This window comes from Rahnella sp. EDr1-12, from assembly GCF_049206505.1.
In the GTDB taxonomy this organism is placed as follows: domain Bacteria; phylum Pseudomonadota; class Gammaproteobacteria; order Enterobacterales; family Enterobacteriaceae; genus Rahnella; species Rahnella rivi.
In genome coordinates this window covers 2,010,009-2,032,829 of record NZ_JBLZNY010000001.1, presented here as the reverse complement: position 1 = coordinate 2,032,829, position 22,821 = coordinate 2,010,009, and the positions used below count along the sequence as shown (strand labels likewise).

The 22,821-nt window shown below is 54.9% G+C and carries 21 protein-coding genes; 15 read left to right on the top strand and 6 right to left on the bottom strand.

Features of this window, described 5'->3' with window-relative positions:
• The first annotated feature begins 89 nt into the window (after window positions 1-89).
• From ACO0U8_RS09340 to ACO0U8_RS09325, 4 genes are all read left to right on the top strand, one after another.
• The gene (locus ACO0U8_RS09340) at window positions 90-458 is read left to right on the top strand and encodes a diacylglycerol kinase (RefSeq protein WP_056776031.1); all 369 of its coding nucleotides are present in this window, start codon (window positions 90-92) and stop codon (window positions 456-458) included.
• Window positions 459-577: 119 nt separating this feature from the next.
• Window positions 578-1,186 (top strand): transcriptional repressor LexA, encoded by a 609-nt coding sequence (gene lexA, locus ACO0U8_RS09335; RefSeq protein ID WP_056776034.1) that lies wholly within the window; start codon window positions 578-580, stop codon window positions 1,184-1,186.
• A 265-nt stretch (window positions 1,187-1,451) separates the two neighbouring features.
• Entirely contained in the window at window positions 1,452-2,816 is a 1,365-nt protein-coding gene (dinF, locus tag ACO0U8_RS09330) for an MATE family efflux transporter DinF (protein ID WP_414071778.1), read from the top strand.
• A gap of 191 nt (window positions 2,817-3,007) precedes the next feature.
• Window positions 3,008-3,217, top strand: a complete 210-nt coding sequence (locus tag ACO0U8_RS09325; RefSeq protein WP_056776037.1) for a CsbD family protein — start codon at window positions 3,008-3,010, stop codon at window positions 3,215-3,217.
• A gap of 190 nt (window positions 3,218-3,407) precedes the next feature.
• On the opposite strand, the gene zur is transcribed toward ACO0U8_RS09325, so the two are convergent.
• Window positions 3,408-3,917 (bottom strand): zinc uptake transcriptional repressor Zur, encoded by a 510-nt coding sequence (gene zur, locus ACO0U8_RS09320; RefSeq protein WP_056776039.1) that lies wholly within the window; start codon window positions 3,915-3,917, stop codon window positions 3,408-3,410.
• Window positions 3,918-4,016: 99 nt separating this feature from the next.
• Window positions 4,017-5,204, bottom strand: a complete 1,188-nt coding sequence (locus tag ACO0U8_RS09315) for an ROK family transcriptional regulator (RefSeq protein ID WP_421670649.1) — start codon at window positions 5,202-5,204, stop codon at window positions 4,017-4,019.
• Between the two features lie 109 nt (window positions 5,205-5,313).
• Between ACO0U8_RS09315 and ACO0U8_RS09310 the strand changes: the two genes are divergently transcribed.
• The 5 genes from ACO0U8_RS09310 to pspG all read left to right on the top strand — a co-directional run bounded on the left by ACO0U8_RS09310 (window position 5,314) and on the right by pspG (window position 12,093).
• Window positions 5,314-8,568, top strand: a complete 3,255-nt coding sequence (locus ACO0U8_RS09310) for a DUF5107 domain-containing protein (RefSeq protein WP_421670648.1) — start codon at window positions 5,314-5,316, stop codon at window positions 8,566-8,568.
• An 18-nt stretch (window positions 8,569-8,586) separates the two neighbouring features.
• Complete coding sequence (locus ACO0U8_RS09305) at window positions 8,587-9,486, top strand: aldose 1-epimerase (RefSeq protein WP_390973986.1); 900 nt, start codon at window positions 8,587-8,589, stop codon at window positions 9,484-9,486.
• A gap of 9 nt (window positions 9,487-9,495) precedes the next feature.
• A complete protein-coding gene (locus ACO0U8_RS09300) occupies window positions 9,496-10,524 on the top strand; it encodes an MFS transporter (protein WP_421670647.1) in 1,029 nt (342 codons plus the stop codon).
• Between the two features lie 130 nt (window positions 10,525-10,654).
• Window positions 10,655-11,665, top strand: a complete 1,011-nt coding sequence (gene dusA, locus ACO0U8_RS09295) for a tRNA dihydrouridine(20/20a) synthase DusA (protein ID WP_056776049.1) — start codon at window positions 10,655-10,657, stop codon at window positions 11,663-11,665.
• 191 nt (window positions 11,666-11,856) lie between these two features.
• Window positions 11,857-12,093 (top strand): envelope stress response protein PspG, encoded by a 237-nt coding sequence (gene pspG / locus ACO0U8_RS09290; protein ID WP_056776051.1) that lies wholly within the window; start codon window positions 11,857-11,859, stop codon window positions 12,091-12,093.
• 379 nt (window positions 12,094-12,472) lie between these two features.
• Here the strand turns inward: pspG and ACO0U8_RS09285 are convergent, their stop codons facing one another.
• A complete protein-coding gene (locus ACO0U8_RS09285) occupies window positions 12,473-13,456 on the bottom strand; it encodes a quinone oxidoreductase (protein ID WP_056776054.1) in 984 nt (327 codons plus the stop codon).
• 193 nt (window positions 13,457-13,649) lie between these two features.
• Between ACO0U8_RS09285 and dnaB the strand changes: the two genes are divergently transcribed.
• Both dnaB and alr read left to right on the top strand, forming a co-directional pair.
• Window positions 13,650-15,056 (top strand): replicative DNA helicase, encoded by a 1,407-nt coding sequence (dnaB, locus tag ACO0U8_RS09280; RefSeq protein WP_056776056.1) that lies wholly within the window; start codon window positions 13,650-13,652, stop codon window positions 15,054-15,056.
• A gap of 107 nt (window positions 15,057-15,163) precedes the next feature.
• Window positions 15,164-16,243: an alanine racemase gene (gene alr, locus ACO0U8_RS09275; protein ID WP_421670646.1), complete on the top strand. Its 1,080-nt coding sequence runs from the start codon at window positions 15,164-15,166 to the stop codon at window positions 16,241-16,243.
• Window positions 16,244-16,246: 3 nt separating this feature from the next.
• Here the strand turns inward: alr and ACO0U8_RS09270 are convergent, their stop codons facing one another.
• On the bottom strand, window positions 16,247-17,026 hold the full coding sequence (locus ACO0U8_RS09270; protein ID WP_056776060.1) for a transporter substrate-binding domain-containing protein: 780 nt from the start codon (window positions 17,024-17,026) through the stop codon (window positions 16,247-16,249).
• A 144-nt stretch (window positions 17,027-17,170) separates the two neighbouring features.
• Here ACO0U8_RS09270 and ACO0U8_RS09265 point away from each other — a divergent pair, with 144 nt between their 5' ends.
• The 3 genes from ACO0U8_RS09265 (at window position 17,171) to ACO0U8_RS09255 (ending at window position 19,975) form a co-directional block, all read left to right on the top strand.
• Complete coding sequence (locus tag ACO0U8_RS09265; RefSeq protein ID WP_421670645.1) at window positions 17,171-17,635, top strand: Lrp/AsnC family transcriptional regulator; 465 nt, start codon at window positions 17,171-17,173, stop codon at window positions 17,633-17,635.
• Window positions 17,636-17,880: 245 nt separating this feature from the next.
• Complete coding sequence (locus tag ACO0U8_RS09260; protein WP_056776065.1) at window positions 17,881-18,513, top strand: YitT family protein; 633 nt, start codon at window positions 17,881-17,883, stop codon at window positions 18,511-18,513.
• 268 nt (window positions 18,514-18,781) lie between these two features.
• Complete coding sequence (locus ACO0U8_RS09255; protein ID WP_056776067.1) at window positions 18,782-19,975, top strand: aromatic amino acid transaminase; 1,194 nt, start codon at window positions 18,782-18,784, stop codon at window positions 19,973-19,975.
• Window positions 19,976-20,020: 45 nt separating this feature from the next.
• Here ACO0U8_RS09255 and ACO0U8_RS09250 read toward each other — a convergent pair whose 3' ends face one another.
• Together ACO0U8_RS09250 and ACO0U8_RS09245 are read right to left on the bottom strand one after the other, a co-directional pair.
• Window positions 20,021-20,806 (bottom strand): DeoR/GlpR family DNA-binding transcription regulator, encoded by a 786-nt coding sequence (locus ACO0U8_RS09250; RefSeq protein WP_056776069.1) that lies wholly within the window; start codon window positions 20,804-20,806, stop codon window positions 20,021-20,023.
• 35 nt (window positions 20,807-20,841) lie between these two features.
• Window positions 20,842-21,738, bottom strand: a complete 897-nt coding sequence (locus ACO0U8_RS09245; RefSeq protein ID WP_421670644.1) for a sugar kinase — start codon at window positions 21,736-21,738, stop codon at window positions 20,842-20,844.
• A gap of 171 nt (window positions 21,739-21,909) precedes the next feature.
• Here ACO0U8_RS09245 and yihU point away from each other — a divergent pair, with 171 nt between their 5' ends.
• Window positions 21,910-22,806 (top strand): sulfolactaldehyde 3-reductase, encoded by an 897-nt coding sequence (gene yihU, locus ACO0U8_RS09240; protein WP_414071771.1) that lies wholly within the window; start codon window positions 21,910-21,912, stop codon window positions 22,804-22,806.
• Window positions 22,807-22,821: the final 15 nt, after the last annotated feature.

Sequence of the window (22,821 nt, the reverse complement as noted above, 5' to 3'; positions counted from 1 at the left end):
TCAAATGAGATCTGTGGTGATGAGATACCATTAAACCGCTAAAATGCATCAAACACCCGAAGGACAACCCCTCAAGGATCAGTAACAGAATGGCGAACCAAGTCACTGGATTTACCCGAATTTATAAAGCAGCCGGTTACTCATGGAAAGGGCTGAAAGCGGCATGGCAGAATGAAGCTGCCTTTCGTCAGGAAGCCAGCGCTGCTATCCCGTTAATTTTTCTCTCTTTCTGGTTCGATGTCAGCAGCATTGAACGCATCTTACTCATAGGCTCAGTGGTGCTGGTTTGCGTGGTCGAACTGCTCAACAGCGCCGTGGAATGTGCGATTGACCGCATCGGACCTGAGTTCCACGTTCTTTCTGGCCGTGCAAAAGATATTGGCTCGGCTGCCGTACTGCTCACCATCATATTGGCGATTTTTGTCTGGGTCAGCATCTTTTGGCCGCGATGGTTCTGATTTGGAATCTGTCTTCCAGTAATCGTGCTTATGCACTGTTTTTATTCAATCTTAGGTTTTCATTGCCCGTTTAGCTGTATATACTCACAGCTAGACTGTATAAACAACCAGGGGGCGGAATGAAAGCTTTAACGACCAGACAACAAGAGGTCTATGACCTGATTCGCGATCATATCTCCACCACGGGTATGCCACCAACCCGCGCGGAGATTGCCGCTCGTCTTGGGTTCCGTTCCCCGAATGCTGCGGAAGAACATCTGAAAGCGCTGGCACGTAAAGGCGTGATCGAGATTGTTTCCGGCGCGTCACGCGGTATTCGTCTGCTGATGGAAGAAGAAGAAGGTTTACCGCTGATCGGCCGCGTTGCCGCCGGTGAACCTCTGCTCGCTCAGCAACATATCGAAGGGCATTATCAGGTTGATCCGGCGATGTTTAAGCCGAGCGCCGATTTCCTGCTGCGTGTCAGCGGTATGTCGATGCGTGATATCGGTATCCTCGACGGCGATTTACTGGCTGTTCATAAAACGCAGGACGTGCGTAATGGTCAGGTTGTCGTAGCCCGTATTGATGATGAAGTCACCGTGAAACGCCTGAAAAAACAGGGCAGCGTGGTGCAGTTATTGCCGGAAAACAGCGAGTTCCAGCCTATCGTGGTGGATTTACGTGAGCAGAATTTCAGTATTGAAGGGTTGGCCGTAGGCGTTATTCGCAACGGCGACTGGATTTAACCTTCGTACTTCGGGCTATCTCTGTGTTGGCTGCCTTCGCGAACCCTGGTCACATACTTGTGTATGCCCCCGACGTTCGTTCAGTTGCCGCCTTGATGTAACTCGAATGACTGGGTCAAATTGTTGATCCAAAGGGTCATGTTTTTGATTTGCGGGTCGTGAGCCGCCTCTGACATACCGCTAAGCTTTAACGTTTCATCTCGTCGCCCCTCTCGGGGCGATGTCATTTACAGGCATATCCCGAACCTCCGGCATGAGATTCTCTATGCAACAACATTCCCTTCTTCAAAAGCTAAAACACACCTTTTTGAGCCCGACCGATAAAGCCCTCTGGATGCTCGCGCTACCGATGATTTTTTCCAATATCACCGTGCCGTTGCTGGGGTTAGTGGATACGGCAGTGATCGGTCATCTCGACAGCCCCGACTATCTTGGCGGCGTTGCGGTCGGTTCGATGATCACCACCTTCCTGTTTATGATGCTGCTCTTTCTGCGCATGAGTACCACCGGTATGACCGCTCAGGCGCTCGGAGCGCAAGACAACCTGTTGCTGGCCCGCGCGTTCGTACAACCCTTTCTTCTGGCCGTGCTCGCCGGTGTGGTGATCTTGCTTTTCCGCCACCCTCTGATGGAAGGCGCTTTTCACATCGTCGGCGGGAGCCAGTCTGTGCTTGAACAGGCGCGGCTTTTTCTGGAGATCCGCTGGTACAGCGCCCCTGCGTCTCTGGCAAATCTGGTGATTTTGGGCTGGCTGCTTGGTATCCAGTACGTGCGCGGGCCGGTAATGCTGCTGATTGCCGGTAATCTGCTGAACATCGTGTTGGATCTTTGGCTGGTGATAGGGCTTGGCTGGAATGTCCGTGGTGCCGCCACGGCCACGGCCTGCTCAGAATATTTTACGCTGTTTATCGGATTGTTTTTGGTCTGGCGCGTGATGCAGCGCCGGGGCATCAGCCCTGCGCTGTTAACCTCTGCCTGGCGCGGTGATCTGCGGCGGCTGTTAAGTCTTAACCGCGACATTATGCTGCGCTCACTGCTTCTTCAACTTTGCTTTGCCTCACTGACCATTCTGGGGGCGCGTCTGGGCAGCCATATTGTGGCGGTCAATGCCGTGTTGATGAATCTTCTGACCTTCACCGCTTTTGCGCTCGACGGTTTTGCTTACGCCATTGAAGCCCATTCAGGTGAGGCGTTTGGCGCCCGCAATCGCGAAAAATTGCTCAATGTCTGGCGTGCCGCATGCCGTCAGGCCGGGCTGGTCGCTCTGGCATTTGCACTGATATACGCGCTGACCGGTGAACAGATTATCAATGCGCTGACGTCGTTACCGGAGCTGCGCCAGCTGGCCGATCGTTATCTTGGCTGGCAGATTGTTCTGCCGCTGGTGGCGGTGTGGTGTTATCTGCTCGACGGGATGTTTATCGGCGCCACGCGCGGAAGGGATATGCGTAACAGTATGGCGGTTGCCGCGCTGGGGTACGGGCTGACGCTGTTCACTTTGCCAATATTGGGTAACCACGCGCTTTGGCTGGCGCTGACGGTGTTCCTCGGATTACGTGGTATTGCACTGGGCTGGATATGGCACCGCTACTGGCAGCGCGACAGCTGGTTTTCATCGTCAGTTCACTGAATTAGCGGGCTTTTCAAACGGTGGGTAATCGCGGGTTGCCGTTATATCGTGCTTTGGAATAATCCTAATAATGGTTTTTATCCCTCCGATGGCAGGATAAATCGAAATTCTCTACTAACCTTTAAAGTGTTAAGCCCGAGCTGCAGCGGTAATCCGCAGCTCCACAACCCTAAGGTAACAGGAGATATTTTATGAATAAGGACCAAGCCGACGGTAACTGGAAGCAGTTTAAAGGCAAAGTAAAAGAAAAATGGGGCAAGCTGACCGATGATGACCTGACTGTCGTTGAAGGTAAACGCGATCAGCTGGTAGGGAAGATTCAGGAGCGTTACGGCTATCAGAAAGATCAGGCCGAAAAAGAGCTCAAAGATTGGGAATCAAGCAACAAATATCACTGGTAAAGCGCGACTCCCCCTCGCGTGTCAGTGACGTATCCTGAGATTTAGCTGCTCCTACCCGGAACGCTTCAGGATACGGGTACACGGATGTACCCAACTGCTTCACTGTATAAACTTGTGCAAAACGTCCATTACCCGAACATTTCACCCGCTAATGACCTTCCGCTATAAACTCCGCTTTAAACCCGACCCATCAGCGTTTCTTCACCACAATTGAATGATCGTGATCGCAGTGATCGTGGCTCTCGCAGGTTTCAACGACCTTGCAGTCGCCGCACAAGCCATGCGCTTCGACCACGGAATGACGCAGTTCAAAACCCGAATCCAGTGCCAGTTTCGCTAAGCGTTCTTCGATGCCGTCAGTGGTTTTTTCTGTTACCAGCCCGCAGCGATCGCAGATAAACAGCGCAGAGGTGTGGCTCGGCTCTTCGAAATGGTGGCACAGCACATAACTGTTGGCTGACTCGACCCGATGAATAAAGCCCTGTTCCAGCAGGAAATCCAGCGCCCGGTAAACGGTGGGCGGTTTAGCCTGTGGCTCGCTGACACGCAACAGATCCAGTAAATCATAGGCGCTGATCGCACCGGGTTGTTGCGCCATCAGACGCAGTACTTCCAGCCGCTGCGGGGTAAGGCGAACATTGCGCTGCTGGCAAAGTTCTTCAGCTTGTGAAAGTAATTTTTCCGGATTATTCAGGGTCATAGCAACGTTCTCTGAGCGCAGATGGGGGTCGATAAGCCACATCATGCGGCCATCTTTGATTTTATCATGCTTCGGCCAAATCGACGAATTATGCGCCGTTCAGCCCGCCATCGCGTCCAGTGCCTTTTCCACATACAGATAGCCAATGCCCATAATTTGCTGCTCCCGGCTCAGCGTGCCCGGTGCAATATGCGTCGCCTGAGTTTTGACATGATCGGTACGGTCAAAAGGATTGAGGCCGCTTTGTGCGCAGACGGTTTTCAGCCAGGCATCGCCAAAACCGCAACTGCGACCATAAAGATAAATGTGATTGATATTCAGAATGTTGAGGAAGTTATACAGGCTCAATCCCAGTGCGCGGGCGCCTTCCATCACCTGTTCGCAAATGGCGCTTTCGCCCTGATGATAGCGGTCGATCAGTTCCTGCGTTGAGGGCGTGCGGGTGAAAGAGTCCGCAGGCTCGAGCAGACGTGCTTTTTTCTTTAATGCCGACAATGACGCCAGTGTTTCGAGGCAACCATACCGCCCGCAGGCGCAACGGTCGCCGTGAGGATCAACGATGGTATGCCCAATCTGTCCGCTGCCAAACAGATTGCCGCGATAGATTTTGTCGTTGATTACGAAAGAGGAACCAATGCCGTAATCGACATTGATCACGCAAAAATCCTGATGATTATTAGTATTTTGCCATTTCTCCGCCAGCGCCAGCATGATGCAATCGTTATCCATCAGGATGTCGGTTTGCAGCTTTTCTTCCAGCAGATATTTAATCTCAATTTCACCGGTCCAGGGCGCCTGCGGCATCCGCTGTGACACGCCGGTGGTCGGATTGACCTGACCGTGGATCGCCAGCGCCAGCCGGATTTTCAGGCCGGGATAGTTTTTCCGGTACTGATGAAAGCAGGCTTCGATTTGCGCCAGCAGCGCATCCGGCGTTTTGACTGAAATTTCCGTCATCTGATATCCACTCAGCGGCAAAACCAGCCTGCTGACCAGAATACTTTCGATGCGGTAAGGCGTGATATTCAGGCACAGCACGGCGCTGCCGTCAGTGGCTATCTGATAACTGCCGCCACCCAGCCCGCGCGTGTGTAAATTCACCGGACTGTGGATGATCAATCCGTCACGTTGCAGATCGTCGAGGATCTTGCTGACCGCCGGGATCGACAGACGGGAAAGCCTGGCCAGCGTGGATTTACTGGCATTTTTCTCACGGTAAAGCAGCGTCATCAGCACCTGTTTATTGAACTGGCGCAGCCGCAGATTATTCAACCCGACCTCGGACATTTACTTAACCCCGTTTACTGAATTGCGTGACCGTAGCAAATTCCCCGCCCCGGTACGCTGCGTAGAATCCCGGAATTGATATTTCAGACTGGCGTACTGAGGGGAAATCATGAGCACAGCAGTAAAAGTCTGGCAGGAAGCGGTCGAACTCCCGACCTGGCTGACAGGAAAGCAGGACACGCACCCGATGTTTCTGGCGCACCGGGTTTATCAGGGCTCTTCCGGTGCGGTCTATCCGTACGGCGTGACGGATACGTTGACCGGCGAAAAGGTCATGAAAACCTATCAGGTGCTGTATCTGGAAAATGATTATCTAAAAATCATGCTGTTACCGGAGCTGGGTGGCCGTGTTCACCGCGCCTGGGACAAAATCAAACAGCGTGATTTTGTCTACTACAACGACGTCGTGAAACCCGCGCTGGTCGGCTTACTCGGGCCGTGGATTTCAGGTGGTATCGAATTTAACTGGCCGCAGCATCACCGTCCGACCACTTTTATGCCGGTGGATTTCACCGTACAGGCGCACAATAACGGCGCTCAAACCGTTTGGATGGGCGAAGTGGAACCGATGCGCGGCCTGCAGGTGATGACCGGTTTTACCCTCTTTCCCGATAAAGCGCTGCTGGAAATCAGTGCCAAAATTTACAACGGCAACCCGACGCCACGCCATTTCCTGTGGTGGGCAAATCCGGCAGTCACCGGCGGAGACGGTCATCAGAGCGTATTTCCGCCCGATGTCACCGCCGTTTTCGACCACGGTAAACGCGATGTTTCTTCCTTCCCGATCGCCACCGGCACCTACTACAAAGTGGATTATTCGGCGGGCGTGGATATCTCGCGCTACAAAAACATTCCTGTCCCGACGTCCTACATGGCCGACAAATCTGACTATGACTTCGTCGGCGCGTATGACCACGAGCAGCAGGGCGGATTGCTGCATATCGCTGACCATCACGTATCGCCGGGCAAAAAGCAGTGGACCTGGGGTAACTGCGATTTCGGCCGCGCGTGGGATCGCAACCTGACCGATAACAACGGGCCTTACATCGAGCTGATGACCGGCGTATTCACCGACAATCAGCCGGATTTCACCTGGCTGGATGCTTACGAGGAGAAGTGTTTCGTTCAGAACTTCCTGCCTTACAGCGATCTTGGCACGGTGCAGAATGCCTCTGAGCAGGCGGTCATCAAACTTGAACGTCACGGGCAAACACTGGCGTGGGGCGTTTACGCCGTCAGCCCGTTAATCGCCGCGCGAATTGAGATTGCTTCTGAGGATGGCACGCAAATTCTGCTGGAAAAGGACATCACTTTGCAGCCGGGCGACGTGCTTCAGGGCGAACCGAGCGGGGAATTTCCGTCGCGCCTGCGGCTGCGTTTGCGCGATGATCAGGGGCATGAACTGTTGTCTTATCTGGAGCATCAGGCCAGTGAAACGCCGTTACCGTCGCCTGCCAGCGCACCATTCCCCGCGCAGGACATCACTTCTGCCGACGAAGCCTGGTTTATCGGTCAGCATCTTGAGCAATACAACCATGCCAGCCAGGGAGCGGTGAATTATTACCGGCGCGGAGTGGAACTGGATCCACTGGATTACCGCTGCAATCTGGCGCTGGCCACACTCAGCTACAATCAGGCGAATTTCAGTCAGGCGCTGGTGTTTGCTGATGCGGCGCTGAGCCGGGCGCACCGGCTGAATAAGAATCCGCAATGCGGTCTGGCGAGCCTCGTCCGTGCGAATGCCCTTGAGCAAACCGGCGATGTTGATGCGGCTTTTGACAGTTATTACCGCGCGGTCTGGAGCGGGAACGCCAAATCCGGGGGCTTCTTCGGCCTGGCGCGGATTGCCACCCGCCGCGGGCAGTACCCGCAGGCACTGAATTTCTGCGAGCAGGGGCTGGCGACGCAGGCCAACCATTACGGTCTGATTGGCCTGAAAGCCACCTTGCTGTGCCTGATGAATCAGGATGCCCGGACCTATATCGAAGAACATTTACAACGCTATCCGCTGCATTACCTGCTGCACTTCCTGCGTTATCACCTTTCTCGTGATGCGCAATCAGCCGCGCAGTTGCGGGATGTCACCGGGCAGCGTGGTGAAAATGCCATGAATATTGCTGATCAGCTGACCGCTTGCGGGCTGGATGCGATGGCACTCGACGCGCTGAACGTCCTCAACAGTCAGGAAACACTGCCACTGTATTTGCAGGCTTCCCTGCAAAAAGAAGAGCGCGAGGCATTGTGTCTGGCGGCGCGAAAGGCTTTTCCGCAGCATGTCCGTTTCCCGCAATGGCTGGCGGAAGTGCGTATGCTTGCGGCTTTCCCTGATGACGCTTTTGCCCTGCACTTGCTGGCCTCTTTCCATTACAGCAAAGGCAATACACAAACGGCAGTGGCCTGCTGGCAGCGTTGTCTGGAACTGGAACCTGACTTTGCGGATGCCTGGCGCGGGCTGGGGATTGATGCGTGGAATCAGAAGCAGGACGCCGCCCAAGCACGCCGCTGTCTGGAAGAGGCGTGCCGGCTACAGCCGCAGGATGCGCGGCTGTTATTTGAATCTGATCTGCTTAATCGTCTGACCGGCGTAGCGCCGCAAATCCGTCTGGCGCGGCTCGAGAAAGTGCTGCCCGTCGCCACGCAGCGCGACGACCTGACCGCTGAACTGCTCAGTTTATATCACCAGTGCGGTCAGCTACAGGCGGCAAGGGCGCTGCTGGCCGACCGGAAATTTCATCCGTGGGAAGGCGGTGAAGGGCGCATCACCGGCCAGTATCTGCTGAACAAACAGTTGCTGGCGTTTGATTATCTCAACAGCGTAGATGTGGTTGCCGCACAGGCGCTTTTACTGTCCGCGCTGGAATACCCGCAAAACCTCAGCGAAGGGCGGCTGGTCGGGCAAACGGATAACGATATCTGCTTCTGGCTGGGCATTTGCGCGCAAAAGCTTCAGCAGCATAAACAGGCGCAGGCATGGTTTGAGCGTGCCGCCGCGGGCGATAAAGGGATTGGCGAGCGGCGTTATTACAACGATCAGCCGGTGGATTATGTGTTCTATCAGGGCATGGCGCTGCGCAAACTTAACGATGTGGTGCAAAGCCGTCAGGTCTTCCGGCAAATGCTGGAATGGGCGGAAAGCGCGGCGGATCAGCCTGTCCACGCCGATTTCTTCGCGGTGTCATTGCCGGATTTAGTGGTGCTGACCGGCGATCGCCAGAAAGAACATCGCATTCACTGTCTTCTGGTGAAAGCGCTGGCGCTGCGCGGTCTGGAAGACGAAGCCTTTGCTGATGTGTTGCAGCAAATCTTCGCGCTGGATCCTGCCTGTGGCAAAGCGCATCTCTTCTCGCAGTTGCCGGATTGCTGAGTGAAGGAGAAGAGAAAAATGCCGCTGTATTCTCTGGAGAATCATCACCTTGCAATGACCGTGTCGCCCTCGGGCGGCACCCTCTTGCAACTGCTGGCAAAGCGGACGGACGGCAATGTCCATCTGCTGCGCCCGTCAGTGTTGAGTGAGGAAACACCCGCCGCAGAGTCGGCGTGTTTTCCGCTTCTGCCTTTTGGTAACCGCCTGAAAGGCAATGCTTTTGATTTTGAAGGCCGTCATTACACGCTGCCGCCCAACACCGGGGACGCGCACTATCTGCATGGCGATGGCTGGCTGGGAAACTGGCAATGCATTTTCCAGAGTGAGGACGCGCTGACGCTGGCCTTTACGCATCACAGCGACAGTTACTGCTACCGTGCGGAGCAGCATTTTTCTTTGCAGGACAGCAGGCTGGATATGCGTCTGCGCATCACGAATCAGGGGGCAGATCCGTTGCCTTTCGGGCTGGGATGGCATCCGTTTTTCCCGCTCAGCGAAACCACACTTTTACAGGCTAACGCGTCCGGTTACTGGCAGGAGGACGCGCAGTGGTTGGCGGGCAAGCATCATCATGAACTGCCCGCCGGTCTGGATTTCTGCACGCCAAAGCCGCTTCCCCGCCGCTGGGTGAATAATGGTTTTTCCGGCTGGGATGGCAAGGCAGAGATTGTCTGGCCTGAATCCGGCCATCAGCTTCGGCTGACGACATCTCCGGAATGCCCGGTATTTTTCCTGTTTATCTCCGACAGCCGTTTCGACCCCGGCTATCAGCACGACTTCTTCTGCTTTGAACCCATGACCCATGCGGCAAATGATCATCATCTGCCACAGGGTGGCTCGCTGCGGGTGTTATCGCCCGGCGAATCTCTGACACAGCACATGTCGCTGCACAGCGCGACAATTAACATCCCGGAATGAGGAATGCTTATGTCTGATTCAAAAGCTTTAAATATGCCCTACGTGTGGATGATTTGTCTGGTGGCTGCCTGCGGCGGCTTACTGTTTGGCTATGACTGGGTGGTGATCGGCGGAGCCAAACCTTTCTACGAGGCGTATTTTGGCATCACCGACGCGGCAATGTCCGGCTGGGCGATGAGCTCCGCGCTGCTGGGCTGCGTGCTGGGCGCGGCGGGTTCTGGCACGCTTTCCGACCGCTACGGACGCCGTCTGCCTCTGATAATCGCCGCCGTGCTTTTCACCGCTTCGGGTGTCGGTACGGCGCTGGCTGACAGCTTTAACAGCTTTGTTTTCTGGCGGATCGTCGGCGGCGTCGGCATTGGTCTGGCGTCCGCACTGGCACCGGTTTACATCGCTGAAATCAGTCCGGCAGAAAAACGCGGGCGCTTTGTGGCGGTGAATCAGCTGACGATTGTGCTCGGTGTGCTGGCCGCCCAGCTTATCAATCTGATGATTGCCGAACCGGTCGCCTCAGCCGCCGTGCAGGCGGATATTTTACAAAGCTGGAACGGTCAGACCGGCTGGCGCTACATGTTTGGTGCCGAAGCTATCCCGGCCGCCATCTTCCTGGCCCTGATGTTCGTGGTGCCGGAATCCCCACGCTGGCTGGCGAAAGCTAACCGCTATCCTCAGGCGGAAAAAGTGCTGCAACGTATCGGTTCAGTGGAATACGCCCGCGAGACGCTGGCGCCGGTGACCTGGGTACTGCTGTCTGAAATTTTCCCTAACCGGGTGCGCGGTAACGCGATGGCGGTGGGCACGCTGGCATTGTGGATCGCCTGTTTCCTGCTGACCTACACCTTCCCGCTGATGAACGCGGCGCTGGGGGCGGCGGGCAGTTTCTTCATCTACGCCGTGATCTGTCTGGCTGGCTGGATTTTCATTCAGTGCAAAGTGCCGGAAACCCGCGGGGTGACGCTCGAAGTGCTGGAACAGCGCCTCAGCCGTACCGATGCCGAGCGGAAAGCCGAAAAAGCGGTAGCCTCAGAAAGCCACTAAACCCCGCAAGATGCCGAATCTTTGTTCTGTGGTATAATCAGCGATTACCTTCCCTCTGGCCGCCGCGCCGGAGGGAGTGCCGCAAACTCCTTCAGCGAATGTCAGGTCGATGTCAGAAACTCAACACGCAATGCCCCAAACTACTCCGTTTTCCGCCCAGCGTTTTTCCGTTGCGCCGATGCTCGACTGGACCGATCGTCACTGCCGCCATTTTCACCGGCTGATGACCGGCCAGACGCTGCTGTACACCGAAATGGTCACCACCGGCGCGATTATTCACGGTAAAGGGGATTATCTCGGGTTTGGCGACGCTGAACATCCGGTGTCGTTGCAGCTTGGCGGCAGCAATCCGGCTGATCTGGCGCATTGTGCGAAACTGGCGGAAGAGCGCGGTTACGACGAGATTAACCTGAACGTCGGTTGCCCGTCGGATCGCGTACAAAACGGTATGTTTGGTGCCTGTCTGATGGGGCAGGCGTCGCTGGTCGCCGACTGCATCAAAGCCATGCGTGACGTGGTTTCTATTCCGGTCACGGTCAAAACCCGCATTGGCATTGACGATCAGGACAGCTACGAATTCCTGTGTGATTTCATCCGCCAGGTATCAGAAAATGGCGGCTGCGATACGTTCATTATCCATGCGCGCAAAGCCTGGCTTTCCGGCCTCAGCCCGAAAGAAAACCGTGAAATTCCGCCGCTGGATTACCCGCGTGTGTATCAGCTCAAGCGTGATTTCCCGCATCTGACGATGGCGGTAAACGGCGGCATCAAAACCCTAGAAGAAGCCAAAACGCACCTGCAATTTATGGATGGCGTGATGGTCGGTCGCGAGGCTTACCAGAATCCGGGCATGTTGCTGAACGTCGATCGCGAGCTGTTCGGCTCTGATGCACCGCTGAAAACCGGGCCGGACATCATCCGTGCGCTGTATCCGTATATCGACGCGGAGCTGAGTAAAGGCACCTATCTCGGCCACATTACCCGCCACATTCTTGGCTTGTTCCAGGGCGTGCCGGGTGCGCGTCAGTTCCGTCGCCATCTCAGCGAGAATGCGCACAAAGCAGGCGCGGGTATTGATGTGGTGGAACAGGCGTTGCAGATGGTGGCGCATCAGCAGCAGGAAGTCGCGGCGCAGGCCTGAAAGCGGGTGAGTAAAATCACTATCTGTTAGTCAAAATCACTATCTTTCCGCAGGCCGTCCGCGCCTGCGGGTTATTCTCTTCCTTATATTTCAATGCATTATCTGTCAGTGTCAGTTGGCACGTTTCTTGTAACAGTGATCAGGGTTTTGACAACAGGTCTTAACACCCTTCGCTTATTAAGGAGCACCCGATGCTGGAAATTCTCTTTGTGCTTGGCTTTTTCTTTGTGCTGATGGTGACCGGCGTGTCTTTGCTGGGGATGGCTGCCGCACTGATTGTCGCGTTTGCGCTGATGATGCTCGGCGGGTTCCTGGCGATTGTTATTAAAATGTTGCCATGGTTGGTTTTGGCCGTGGTCGCGGTCTGGATTTACCGGGCATTTTTCCGTGCGGATGAGCCAAAATACCGTCGCCGTCGCTTACCCTGATAACAATTTCAAATTAGTCGTTATTGTAACCGCATGAAATCATGATGATTGCTGGCTGTGTTTTGAGCGCAAAAAAATGTAACTGTTGCATCAATAACTTTTGCTTATGTGCTAGCGATCACAAGCTGGATCAGAAAGTGCGGTCAAAAGTTATAAATCATATTTTTTAACATGGGTGACTGTTAGGATGGCATTCATACGTGGTCAGCAGGCCATAAACTGAATTCATCAAGTCCGATGAGGTACACAATAGTCGCTTAAGTGACACCACCCTTCGGATTTACCTGGCAGTACCCTACGGCAGTACCCGTCTGACATCAGAGGTCGTCTGGATCAGACAGTAAGAAAGGCTTCCATATTCTGGAAGCCTTTTTTGCATTTAAGGGATAAGTAAGCTCGATCCTTGTGTCACCCGGCTCTCCAGCGTTTCATGCGCGCGTTGGGCTTCTGAAAGCGGGAATTTTTGCGCGTCGCTGACGTCCACTTTTATCGCGCCGCTGGCGATCAGTGAAAACAGCTCGCTGCTGGCTTCGGCCAGTTCTTCACGGTTAGTCACGTAGCCATTCAGGGAAGGGCGCGTGACGAACAGTGAACCTTTCTGATTGAGGATCGCCAGATCCACGCCTTTTACCGGGCCGGAGGCGTTGCCGAAACTCACCAGCAAACCGCGGCGTTTCAGGCTGTTCAGTGATTTCTCAAAGGTGTCTTTGCCGACGGAATCGTAAACCACCCCGACTTTTTCGCCGTCAGTCAGTTCTGCCACGCGGGTGGCGATATCTTCTTTCTGATAATTAATCGTTGCCCAGGCACCGGCCTGTTTCGCGCGTTCCGCTTTCTCGTCAGACCCCACGGTACCGATCAACTTCACGCCTAACGCTTTTGCCCACTGGCAGGCAATCAGCCCAACGCCACCGGCTGCGGCGTGGAACAGAATGGTTTCCCCGGCCTGCACTTCGTGGGTTTTGCGCAGTAAATAATACACCGTCAGCCCTTTCAAAAAGGACGCTGCCGCCTGCTCGAAACTGATGGCTTCCGGCAGCAGGGCGATTTTTTCCTGCGGCACGTTATGGAATTCGCTGTATGCGCCCAGCGCAGACTGCGCGTACACCACGCGATCGCCCGGCTGGATGCCGGTCACGCCGCTGCCCACTTTACTGACCACGCCAGCGGCTTCGGTGCCTAATCCGGCCGGGAAACTGGCCGGCGGATACAGGCCGCTGCGCACATAGGTATCAATATAATTAATGCCGATGGCTTTGTTTTCGACCTGCACTTCACCTGCCTGCGGGTCTTGTGGCTGATAATCAACATATTGCAGAACGTCGGGTGTACCTGTTTCAGAAAACTGGATGCGCTTTGCCATGCTTTTTCCTCGTGATGGAGTCTGATTTCAACCCTAGGCTAAATGCCGGGGACAATCCAGATTTTAGGCACAGCGGGTTAATACCCTTTTGAAATGAGACATGACAACCTATACTAACGCGCTAGTCTGGCTTTGGTTTTCCACAGGCCCGACGCTCACAAAACAGGCGCTTAGAGCAGGAAGTAACCCACAGATGGCAGCAAAAAAACCGACCTATCAACAGAACGAAACCCGCGATCGCCAGATGGAAGGCCTCAAGCTTCCGCCGCATTCGCTGGAAGCAGAGCAATCCGTTCTGGGCGGGCTGATGCTGGACAACGAACGCTGGGATAACGTCGCCGAGCGCGTGGTCAGCAATGATTTCTTCAGCAGGCCGCACCGTCTGATTTTTACCGAAATGCAGCGTTTGCTGGAAATGAGCAAACCGATCGACCTGATTACGCTGTCTGAATCTCTTGAGCAAAAAGGGGATCTGGACTCGGTCGGCGGTTTTGCCTATCTGGCAGAACTCTCAAAAAATACCCCAAGTGCGGCCAACATCGGCGCTTATGCGGATATCGTGCGCGAACGTGCCGTTGTGCGCGAAATGATTTCCGTCGCCAATGAAATTGCCGATGCCGGTTACGATCCGCAGGGCCGCAGCAGCGAAGACCTGCTGGATTTAGCCGAATCCCGCGTATTCCAGATTGCCGAAAGCCGCGCCAGTAAAGACGAAGGCCCGAAAAGCATCGACCGCATTCTGGAAAGCACCGTTTCCCGTATCGAAGAACTCTTCCAGCGGCCGCACGACGGCGTGACCGGTGTGTCTACCGGCTATGCGGACCTCGATAAGAAAACCGCCGGTCTGCAAAAATCGGATCTGATTATCGTGGCGGCGCGTCCGTCGATGGGTAAAACCACGTTTGCGATGAACCTCGCCGAAAACGCCGCGATGATGCAGGATAAACCGGTGTTAATCTTCAGTCTTGAGATGCCCGGCGACCAGATCATGATGCGTATGCTGGCGTCGCTTTCCCGTGTTGACCAGACCAAAATCCGTACCGGTCAGCTTGATGACGAAGACTGGGCGCGTATTTCCAGCACCATGGGCATTCTGCTCGAAAAACGTAACATGTATATCGATGACTCCTCCGGCCTGACGCCTACCGAAGTCCGTTCGCGTGCGCGACGTATTTTCCGTGAGCACGGCGGCCTGAGCCTGATCATGATCGACTACCTCCAGCTGATGCGCGTTCCGGCACTGTCCGATAACCGTACGCTGGAAATCGCCGAAATCTCCCGCTCGCTCAAAGCGCTGGCGAAAGAGTTGCAGGTGCCGGTGGTGGCGCTGTCGCAGCTGAACCGAAGCCTGGAGCAGCGCGCTGATAAACGCCCGGTCAACTCCGACTTGCGTGAATCCGGCTCCATCGAGCAGGACGCCGACTTGATCATGTTCATCTACCGTGACGAGGTTTATCACGATAACAGTGAAGAAAAAGGCATCGCGCAAATCATCCTCGGTAAACAACGTAACGGCCCGATCGGTACCGTCCGCCTGACCTTTAACGGTCAGTGGTCGCGCTTCGACAATTACGGTGGACCGCAATACGACGAGGATTAACCTCCCGGTTTTGAATTTATCCCTCCCCGTTCATAAGGGGAGGTCAGGTGGGGTTTGGTTCTCCACCCGGCTATCAAAAAATCTCAATTTCATGCAAAGGACTCAAAATGAAAGCGGCTACGGCTGTCATTGATCGCCGCGCTATGCGACACAATCTGCAACGGGTACGTCATCTGGCACCACAAAGTCGTCTGGTTGCGGTAGTGAAAGCAAACGCTTATGGGCACGGTCTGCTGGAGACGGTGCACAGCTTGCAGGACGCCGATTTTTACGGCGTCTCCCGGCTCAGTGAAGCGTTATCGCTGCGTAAGGCCGGGATTGTGAAACCCATTCTGCTGCTCGAAGGTTTCTTTTCCGCCAGCGAATTGCCGCTTCTGGTGGAGCATCAGTTGCATACCGCCGTACACAGTCACGAACAGATCGAGGCGCTGGAAAACGCGCAACTGACCGCGCCCCTCAACGTCTGGCTGAAAATTGACACCGGTATGCACCGTCTGGGCGTTCAGCCGGCGCAGGCCGATGCGTGTTATCAGCGTCTGAGTGCCTGTCAGAACGTGGTGCAGCCGGTGAATATGATGAGCCATTTTTGCCGCGCCGATGAGCAGCAAAGCGATGCCACACCGAAACAGATGCGCTGTTTCACGGACGTTACCGCAGGTAAACCGGGGCTGAAATCCATCGCGGCCTCCGGCGGGATCTTGCTGTGGCCGCAGTCGCATCTGGATTTGGTGCGTCCGGGTATTATCCTTTACGGCGTGTCACCGATGGAAACCGGTGATGCCAGTGATTTTGGTTTACAGCCGGTGATGACGCTCACGTCCAGCCTGATCGCCGTGCGTGAACATGCCGCCGGTGAGCCGGTGGGTTACGGCAGCACCTGGGTCAGCGAGCGTGACACCCGCCTTGGCGTGGTGGCGATGGGGTATGGCGACGGTTATCCGCGCAGCGCACCCAACGGCACGCCGGTGCTGGTGAATGGCCGCATTGTGCCGATTGCCGGACGCGTCTCGATGGATATGATCACCGTCGATTTAGGGCCGCAAGCCACGGACAACGTCGGTGATGAAGTGATTTTCTGGGGCAAAGCGTTACCGGCGGAGCGCGTTGCTGCGGCCACCGGCATCAGTGCTTACGAACTTATCACTCAGCTGAGCGAACGCGTTACCCGCCAGTACATCGGTGATTAAGACTTACTTCTTCACCGCCAGCCACTGGCTGACAACTTTCTGATAGTCGCCGGTGGCTTTACTCAGGTGCAGCCACTGGTCGACATACATCTTCCAGCTCACATCATCACGCGGCAACATGTAGGCTTTCTCGCCATATTGCAGCGGCTTCTTCGGATTGACCGCACACAGTTTCGGATAGCGTTTTTGCTGGTACAACGCTTCGGATGCATCGGTGATCATCACGTCTGCTTTCTTATCCACCAGCTTCTGGAAGATGGTCACGTTGTCGCTGAGTGTCAGCGAGCCTTTTGGCAGATGGCTGTGAACAAAGGCTTCATTGGTGCCGCCCGCCGGTTCGATCAGGCGAACCGAAGGCGTATTCAGCTGGGCGACCGTCTGATATTTACGCACGTCTTCACAACGCACCAGCGGAATTTTGCCATCCTGATCCAGCACGTTGGCGAACCAGGCTTTCTGCTGGCGCTTGAGCGTGACCGAAATCCCGCCCATGGCGATATCACAATGCCCGGCGGTCATCTCATCCATCAGTGATTTCCAGGTGACCGGCACCCAGTTCACTTTCACGTCCAGACTGGCCGCCAGCGATTCCGCCATGGCGATATCAATGCCTTCGTACTGGCCGTTTTCCTTCAAAAAGGTATAGGGTTTATAGTCGCCGGTGGTGCAGACATTCAGGGAGCCTTTCTGAATAACGCGCTCAAGATGTGAGGATGTGGCGTCTGCCATTGCCAGCGTGGGGAAAAGGGCGAGCAGGGCGAGAGGGGTGAAGATCTTTTTCATTATTCTGTCCTTGCGATGAAATCATTCTGTTTGCAATTAATCTGCGCAAGTATAAGAAAAAACAGCCGATAAGTATTTACGTGGGTATAGTCTTTGCAACTGAAATTCATCACAGACAAAAAATATAATGACAGGAAAGGTGCCATGTACAGCGTTGATGATTACGACCTGAAAATTTTGACATTATTACAAGCCAACGGAAGACTGACCAATCAGGAACTCAGCGAGCTGGTGGGATTATCTGCCTCGCAATGCTCACGCCGCCGTATCGGCCTGGAACAGGCGCAGATGATCCTCGGGTATCATGCCCGGCTTGCACCGGAAGCGGTGGGGCTTGGGATGATCGGCCTTATCGAAGTGCGTTTAATCAATCACTTGCCCGCGCAGGTCGAGGCATTTCACAGCATGCTGGGTGACGTGGACGCCATTATCGATGCCTACAAAACCACCGGAGATGCCGACTATTTGCTGAAAGTCGCGGTGAAAGATTTAGCCGGTTTAAGCACGTTGATAAGCCAGATCCTTTCTGTGCATAAAAGTGTCGCCCATGTAAAAACGTCAGTCGTGCTTAACCGCCTAAAAGAAAACGGCTTATTAACCGTAGGGTGAAATTCGCAAAGGGTTATTTTCCCCGCACTGTTATGGTGATTTATATTGGTGCATCTTCACTTTCGTGGTGCATAATTATTAATTAAAATGCGCAATTTGTGCATGTAAAGAATAATTAACGCCACTAAAAATCTTATTTTCGTTTTTTAATGCAAATTCCGTGCGTGAATATTGCCTTGTTCGCGTATCTCCTTAATTATCGCTAAAACGACGTTAGTGATTATTCTTTGGGGAAATGGGTATTTATGGCAAGTCTCGACAGTTTAGAAAAGCCGGTGGAACAACCAGGCTCCACGCACACCGTGACAGAAGACGTGCTGGCGATAGTGATCGGCACGCTGATGGTGTCATTTGGCGTGGTGATGCTGCGTCAGGTTGGCGCGCTGACCGGCGGCACGGCAGGCATGGCGTTTCTGGCGCACTACCTGACGCAGGTGTCATTCGGCACGGCCTTCTTTATCATCAACCTTCCTTTCTACTATCTGTCTTTTCGCCGCATGGGCTTGCAGTTCACCCTGAAAACTTTCGCCGCCGTGGCGATGGTTTCGGTCTTCTCCGATCTGCATCCGCTGTTTGTTCATTTCGATCATCTGCAACCTTTCTACGCCACGCTGTTTGGTAACGTGATCATGGGCATCGGCTTCATTGTGCTGTTTCGCCACAAAGCCAGCCTCGGCGGCATGAACATTCTGGCGCTGTTTCTGCAGGACAAATACGGCATCCGCGCCGGTAAACTGCAAATGGGCGTGGACTGCTGCATCGTGCTCGCTTCGCTGTTTGTCGTCAGCTATGAAATGCTGATTGCCTCGGTGCTGGGCGCGGTGATCGTCAATCTGATCATTGCGATGAACCACCGTCCGGGGCGTTACAGCGTCTGACCACATTGAGACAAACAGGGCGCAGGGTTCTGAGGGCTGCGCCATATTGAGATGCTCCGGTCGCTGAGGTGTCTGTATGATCCTGGTCTATGTGAGCCCAACAGCATCTCAGACGAACGGGCGGTTTTATATGCGGGGCGTGCCTGAAAAATGCCAACATAGTTGTCATTTTCTTTAACGAACTTTGATAGTCTGTGAAACAGTGTTGATCCGCCGCTCCGGCCGTGAGATCGCCGCGCTACTTAACCAAACCAAGGAGATCTATACCGTGTTCCAACATGTCGATGCCTATGCCGGTGACCCGATTTTGTCGCTGATGGAAAGCTTCAAGACCGATCCAAGACAAGACAAGGTGAACCTGAGCATCGGTCTTTATTACGACGAGCAGGGTATTATTCCGCAACTGGCGGCGGTGGAAAATGCAGAGAATCAGCTGAACGCCGGGCCGCAGGCCGCGTCAGTGTATCTGCCAATGGAAGGTCTGACCGCGTACCGCGCAGGCATTCAGGAACTGTTGTTTGGTGCCGGACATCCGGCGTTGAAACAACAGCGTATCGCGACGATTCAGACCGTCGGCGGTTCCGGTGCACTGAAAGTCGGCGCTGATTTCCTGAAGTTTTACTTCCCGAATTCTGAAGTGTTTGTGAGCGACCCGACCTGGGAAAACCACGTGGCCATTTTTGCCGGCGCGGGTTTTAAAGTTCACACCTACCCGTACTATGATCCGCAGACGCTGGGCGTGAATTTCACCGCGATGATCGAACGTCTGAACACCTTGCCTGCGCAAAGCATCGTGCTGCTGCATCCGTGCTGCCACAACCCGACCGGTTCTGACCTGACGCCGGCGCAGTGGGATCAGGTGATTGAAGTCACCAAACAGCGCGAGCTGATCCCGTTCCTCGACATCGCCTATCAGGGCTTTGGCGCGGGCATCGACGACGACGCTTACGCCATCCGCGCGATGGCCTCTGCGGGCGTAAACTGCTTCGTCAGTAACTCCTTCTCGAAAATTTTCTCCCTGTACGGCGAGCGCGTGGGCGGGTTATCCGTGGTGTGTGAAGACAGCGACGCCGCAGGCCGTGTACTGGGCCAGCTGAAAGCGACCGTGCGCCGTAACTACTCCAGCCCGCCGAATTTCGGTGCAAAAGTGGTGGCGAAAGTGCTGAGCGACAGCGCGCTGAACGCCCAGTGGAAAGCCGAAGTGGAGAAGATGCGGACCCGTATTCTGGAAATGCGCCACACGCTGGTCGATACCCTGAAAACGGCGCTGCCGGGCCGTAACTTTGATTACCTGCTGCAACAGCGCGGGATGTTCAGTTATACCGGTTTCAGCGAAGCGCAGGTGGTGCGTCTGCGCGAAGAGTTTGGTGTGTACCTGATCGCCAGTGGCCGCGTCTGCATGGCTGGCCTGAATCACCATAACGTGAAACAGGTCGCTGAAGCCTTCGCTGCCGTACAATAATTCCCGTCATACTTCGAAAAGGCCGACAGACATGTCGGCCTTTTTTTATTCCGCCGAACTGACGTTAATCACTTCCACCTGATGATTTTTCAACACTTTTAGCAGCCCGGCAGCCGGAAGTTCATCGGTAAACAGCGCCGTGGCCTGCGAGACATTGCCTATTTCTACCGCAGCCGAGGCGTGATATTTGGTGTGATCCGCCGCCAGCAAGATATGCCGGGAATGCGCCATCATGGTTTTCACCACGCTGGCCTCGTTGACATCAAACTCCAGCAATGCGCCGTCACTCTCAATCGCGCCGACGCTGGTGACCAGATAATCCGCCCGGAAACCGGCGACAAACGCCGTAGCGGACGGGCCAATAATCCCGCCATTGTGCGGACGCAGCGTGCCGCCCGGAACCATCACCTCAAAGCGCGGATTTTTATACAGAATATGCGCCACCCGCAAACAGTTGGTGATAATGCGCAAATGGCTGTGGTTGAGCAGGGCGTGCGCCACCTGCTCGACGGTCGTGCCGATGGTAATAAACACCGTGGAACCGTCGGGAATGTAATCGGCAATCGCTTCGGCGATGGCTTTCTTTTCTTCCGTCCAGGAAATCTCCCGCTGCTCAAAGGCGGTATTGACCACGCTCGACGCCCGGCCCGCGCCCCCATGATGGCGGCTCACTAATCCCTGCTCGCTGAGTTTGCGGATATCGCGACGAACGGTTTGCGTCGAGACGTCCAGCAGCGCCGCCAGCTCTTCAATATTCATGTAACCGCGTTCAGCAATCAGTGCTAACAGCTGATCGTGGCGCGGGTTACCTGTCAGTTCAGTAAGACTCATAGCCATACCCCTAAAATGAGCGTCTGAGTCGTATTCTATACAGAAAGTGACATAAAAGACCGGGTTTGATCACAGTCGGGAATACCGGCCCGCCCGCCTGGCTGCGTACATTTCAGCGCCGCGACGCCGCTGGCAAACCGCACTGCCTCCGCCACAGGCAGGTGTTGCGCGAGGCTTATCGCCAGCGCGCCATGAAACACATCCCCCGCACCGGTGGTATCCACGACGTCTACGCGAAACCCTGGCTGATGATGCAGCCTGTTGTTTTCCCACCAGAAGCATCCGTCTGCGCCATGGGTGACATACACCTGTCCGTTTGTGAGCGTTTTTGCATGCCTGAGCCCGCTTTCTGCCTCACTGCTGCCCGTCAGCCGCTGTAAACCCGGTGCGGAGAAAGCCGCATGGTCGCTCAATGCCACCAGCGCCGAAATATCCTGCGGCGTGACGTCGGCATCCAGCACTGTCATCACACCGGCGTTGCGCGCCAGCGTAAACGCCTGCCTGGTGCCTTCATGCCAGCGCACATCCGCCAGCACCACATCCCATTGTGAAAAATCGATATCGTTCAGCCATTCACCGCCTTGCGGCAGATCCGGGCTGGGATAGTTGATGATGATGCGTTCACCGCGCGCATCCACCAGAACGGCAGATTGCGATGACCTGGCCTGTTTGACGCGCAGGGCATAACGGGTATTTACCCCCAGAGATTCAAGCTCTTCGAGCAGCCGGTCGCCGGTGTCGTCATCCCCCACGCGGCCAATAAAATCCACCTGTGCCCCCAGCTTTGCCGCCGCTACCGCCGCCGTGGCAGCCGGACCGCCTCCCACTTCGGCATAGGTTTGAGCGACATATTTCCCCCCTTCCGACGGTAAATTCTCCACGCAGTAAATGCGATCCATCACGGCAATTCCGACACAAGCAATACGAATCATGGCTATTCCTTAAGCATTTTTGGTGGATTTATTTTAATTAAGCCAATTGTTAAAAAAGTGATGGCTGTCAATTTTTTGACTTGAAATTACAAATACGATCAAAAAAAGACAAATAACAACATCGCAGATAATCAAAAAATGACACCCGCTGTCATTGAAAAGGAGACGTGCATGGCAACTATCGCATTTATTGGTCTGGGGCAGATGGGGTCACCGATGGCCAGCAATCTGATCAAGAAAGGGCACAGCTTGCGGGTTTTTGATCTGAACCCGCAGGCGACGCAAGTGCTGGTTAAGCAGGGGGCTACCGGCTGTGGCAGTGCCGCGCAGGCGGCAGAGGACGCCGAATTCGTGATCACCATGCTGCCCAATGGCGATCTGGTGCGTGAGGCTTTATTTGCGAAAGGCGGGGTTTGCGAAACCTTATCGCCGTCTGCGCTGGTGATCGACATGTCCACCATTCATCCGTTGCACACCGACAGCCTGATCGGCGAGATGCGTCTGAAAGGCTTCAGCATGATGGATGTGCCGGTGGGCAGAACGTCCGATCACGCCATTGCCGGCACCTTGCTGCTGCTGGCGGGCGGCACGCCGGAACAGGTTGAACGCGCCACGCCGGTGCTGATGGCGATGGGGTCGGAGCTTATCAATGCGGGCGGTCCGGGCAAAGGCATCCGCGTCAAACTGATCAACAACTACATGAGTATTGCGCTGAATGCGCTCTCCGCCGAAGCCGCCGTGCTGTGCGAAGCGCTGGATCTCTCCTTCGATGTTGCCCTGAAAGTGATGAGCGGCACACCCGCCGGCAAAGGCCATTTCACCACCACATGGCCGAATAAAGTCCTGAAAGGTGACCTGTCACCGGCCTTCATGATTGACCTCGCCCACAAAGATTTGGGGATCGCGCTCGACGTGGCGAACCAGCTTCATGTGCCGATGCCGCTCGGTGCCGCTTCCCGCGAAGTGTACAACCAGGCGCGTGCCGCAGGGCGCGGTCGTCAGGACTGGACCGCCATTCTCGAGCAGGTACGCACCAGCGCCGGACTCACTCAAAAATCCACACAGTAATGATTTAACAAAGGA

Coding starts and splice junctions, on each gene's coding strand:
- ACO0U8_RS09340 (WP_056776031.1), top strand. CDS start 90: ATGGCGAACCAAGTCACTGGATTTACCCGAATTTATAAAGCAGCCGGT.
- lexA (WP_056776034.1), top strand. CDS start 578: ATGAAAGCTTTAACGACCAGACAACAAGAGGTCTATGACCTGATTCGC.
- dinF (WP_414071778.1), top strand. CDS start 1,452: ATGCAACAACATTCCCTTCTTCAAAAGCTAAAACACACCTTTTTGAGC.
- ACO0U8_RS09325 (WP_056776037.1), top strand. CDS start 3,008: ATGAATAAGGACCAAGCCGACGGTAACTGGAAGCAGTTTAAAGGCAAA.
- zur (WP_056776039.1), bottom strand. CDS start 3,917: ATGACCCTGAATAATCCGGAAAAATTACTTTCACAAGCTGAAGAACTT.
- ACO0U8_RS09315 (WP_421670649.1), bottom strand. CDS start 5,204: ATGTCCGAGGTCGGGTTGAATAATCTGCGGCTGCGCCAGTTCAATAAA.
- ACO0U8_RS09310 (WP_421670648.1), top strand. CDS start 5,314: ATGAGCACAGCAGTAAAAGTCTGGCAGGAAGCGGTCGAACTCCCGACC.
- ACO0U8_RS09305 (WP_390973986.1), top strand. CDS start 8,587: ATGCCGCTGTATTCTCTGGAGAATCATCACCTTGCAATGACCGTGTCG.
- ACO0U8_RS09300 (WP_421670647.1), top strand. CDS start 9,496: ATGTCTGATTCAAAAGCTTTAAATATGCCCTACGTGTGGATGATTTGT.
- dusA (WP_056776049.1), top strand. CDS start 10,655: ATGCCCCAAACTACTCCGTTTTCCGCCCAGCGTTTTTCCGTTGCGCCG.
- pspG (WP_056776051.1), top strand. CDS start 11,857: ATGCTGGAAATTCTCTTTGTGCTTGGCTTTTTCTTTGTGCTGATGGTG.
- ACO0U8_RS09285 (WP_056776054.1), bottom strand. CDS start 13,456: ATGGCAAAGCGCATCCAGTTTTCTGAAACAGGTACACCCGACGTTCTG.
- dnaB (WP_056776056.1), top strand. CDS start 13,650: ATGGCAGCAAAAAAACCGACCTATCAACAGAACGAAACCCGCGATCGC.
- alr (WP_421670646.1), top strand. CDS start 15,164: ATGAAAGCGGCTACGGCTGTCATTGATCGCCGCGCTATGCGACACAAT.
- ACO0U8_RS09270 (WP_056776060.1), bottom strand. CDS start 17,026: ATGAAAAAGATCTTCACCCCTCTCGCCCTGCTCGCCCTTTTCCCCACG.
- ACO0U8_RS09265 (WP_421670645.1), top strand. CDS start 17,171: ATGTACAGCGTTGATGATTACGACCTGAAAATTTTGACATTATTACAA.
- ACO0U8_RS09260 (WP_056776065.1), top strand. CDS start 17,881: ATGGCAAGTCTCGACAGTTTAGAAAAGCCGGTGGAACAACCAGGCTCC.
- ACO0U8_RS09250 (WP_056776069.1), bottom strand. CDS start 20,806: ATGAGTCTTACTGAACTGACAGGTAACCCGCGCCACGATCAGCTGTTA.
- ACO0U8_RS09245 (WP_421670644.1), bottom strand. CDS start 21,738: ATGATTCGTATTGCTTGTGTCGGAATTGCCGTGATGGATCGCATTTAC.
- yihU (WP_414071771.1), top strand. CDS start 21,910: ATGGCAACTATCGCATTTATTGGTCTGGGGCAGATGGGGTCACCGATG.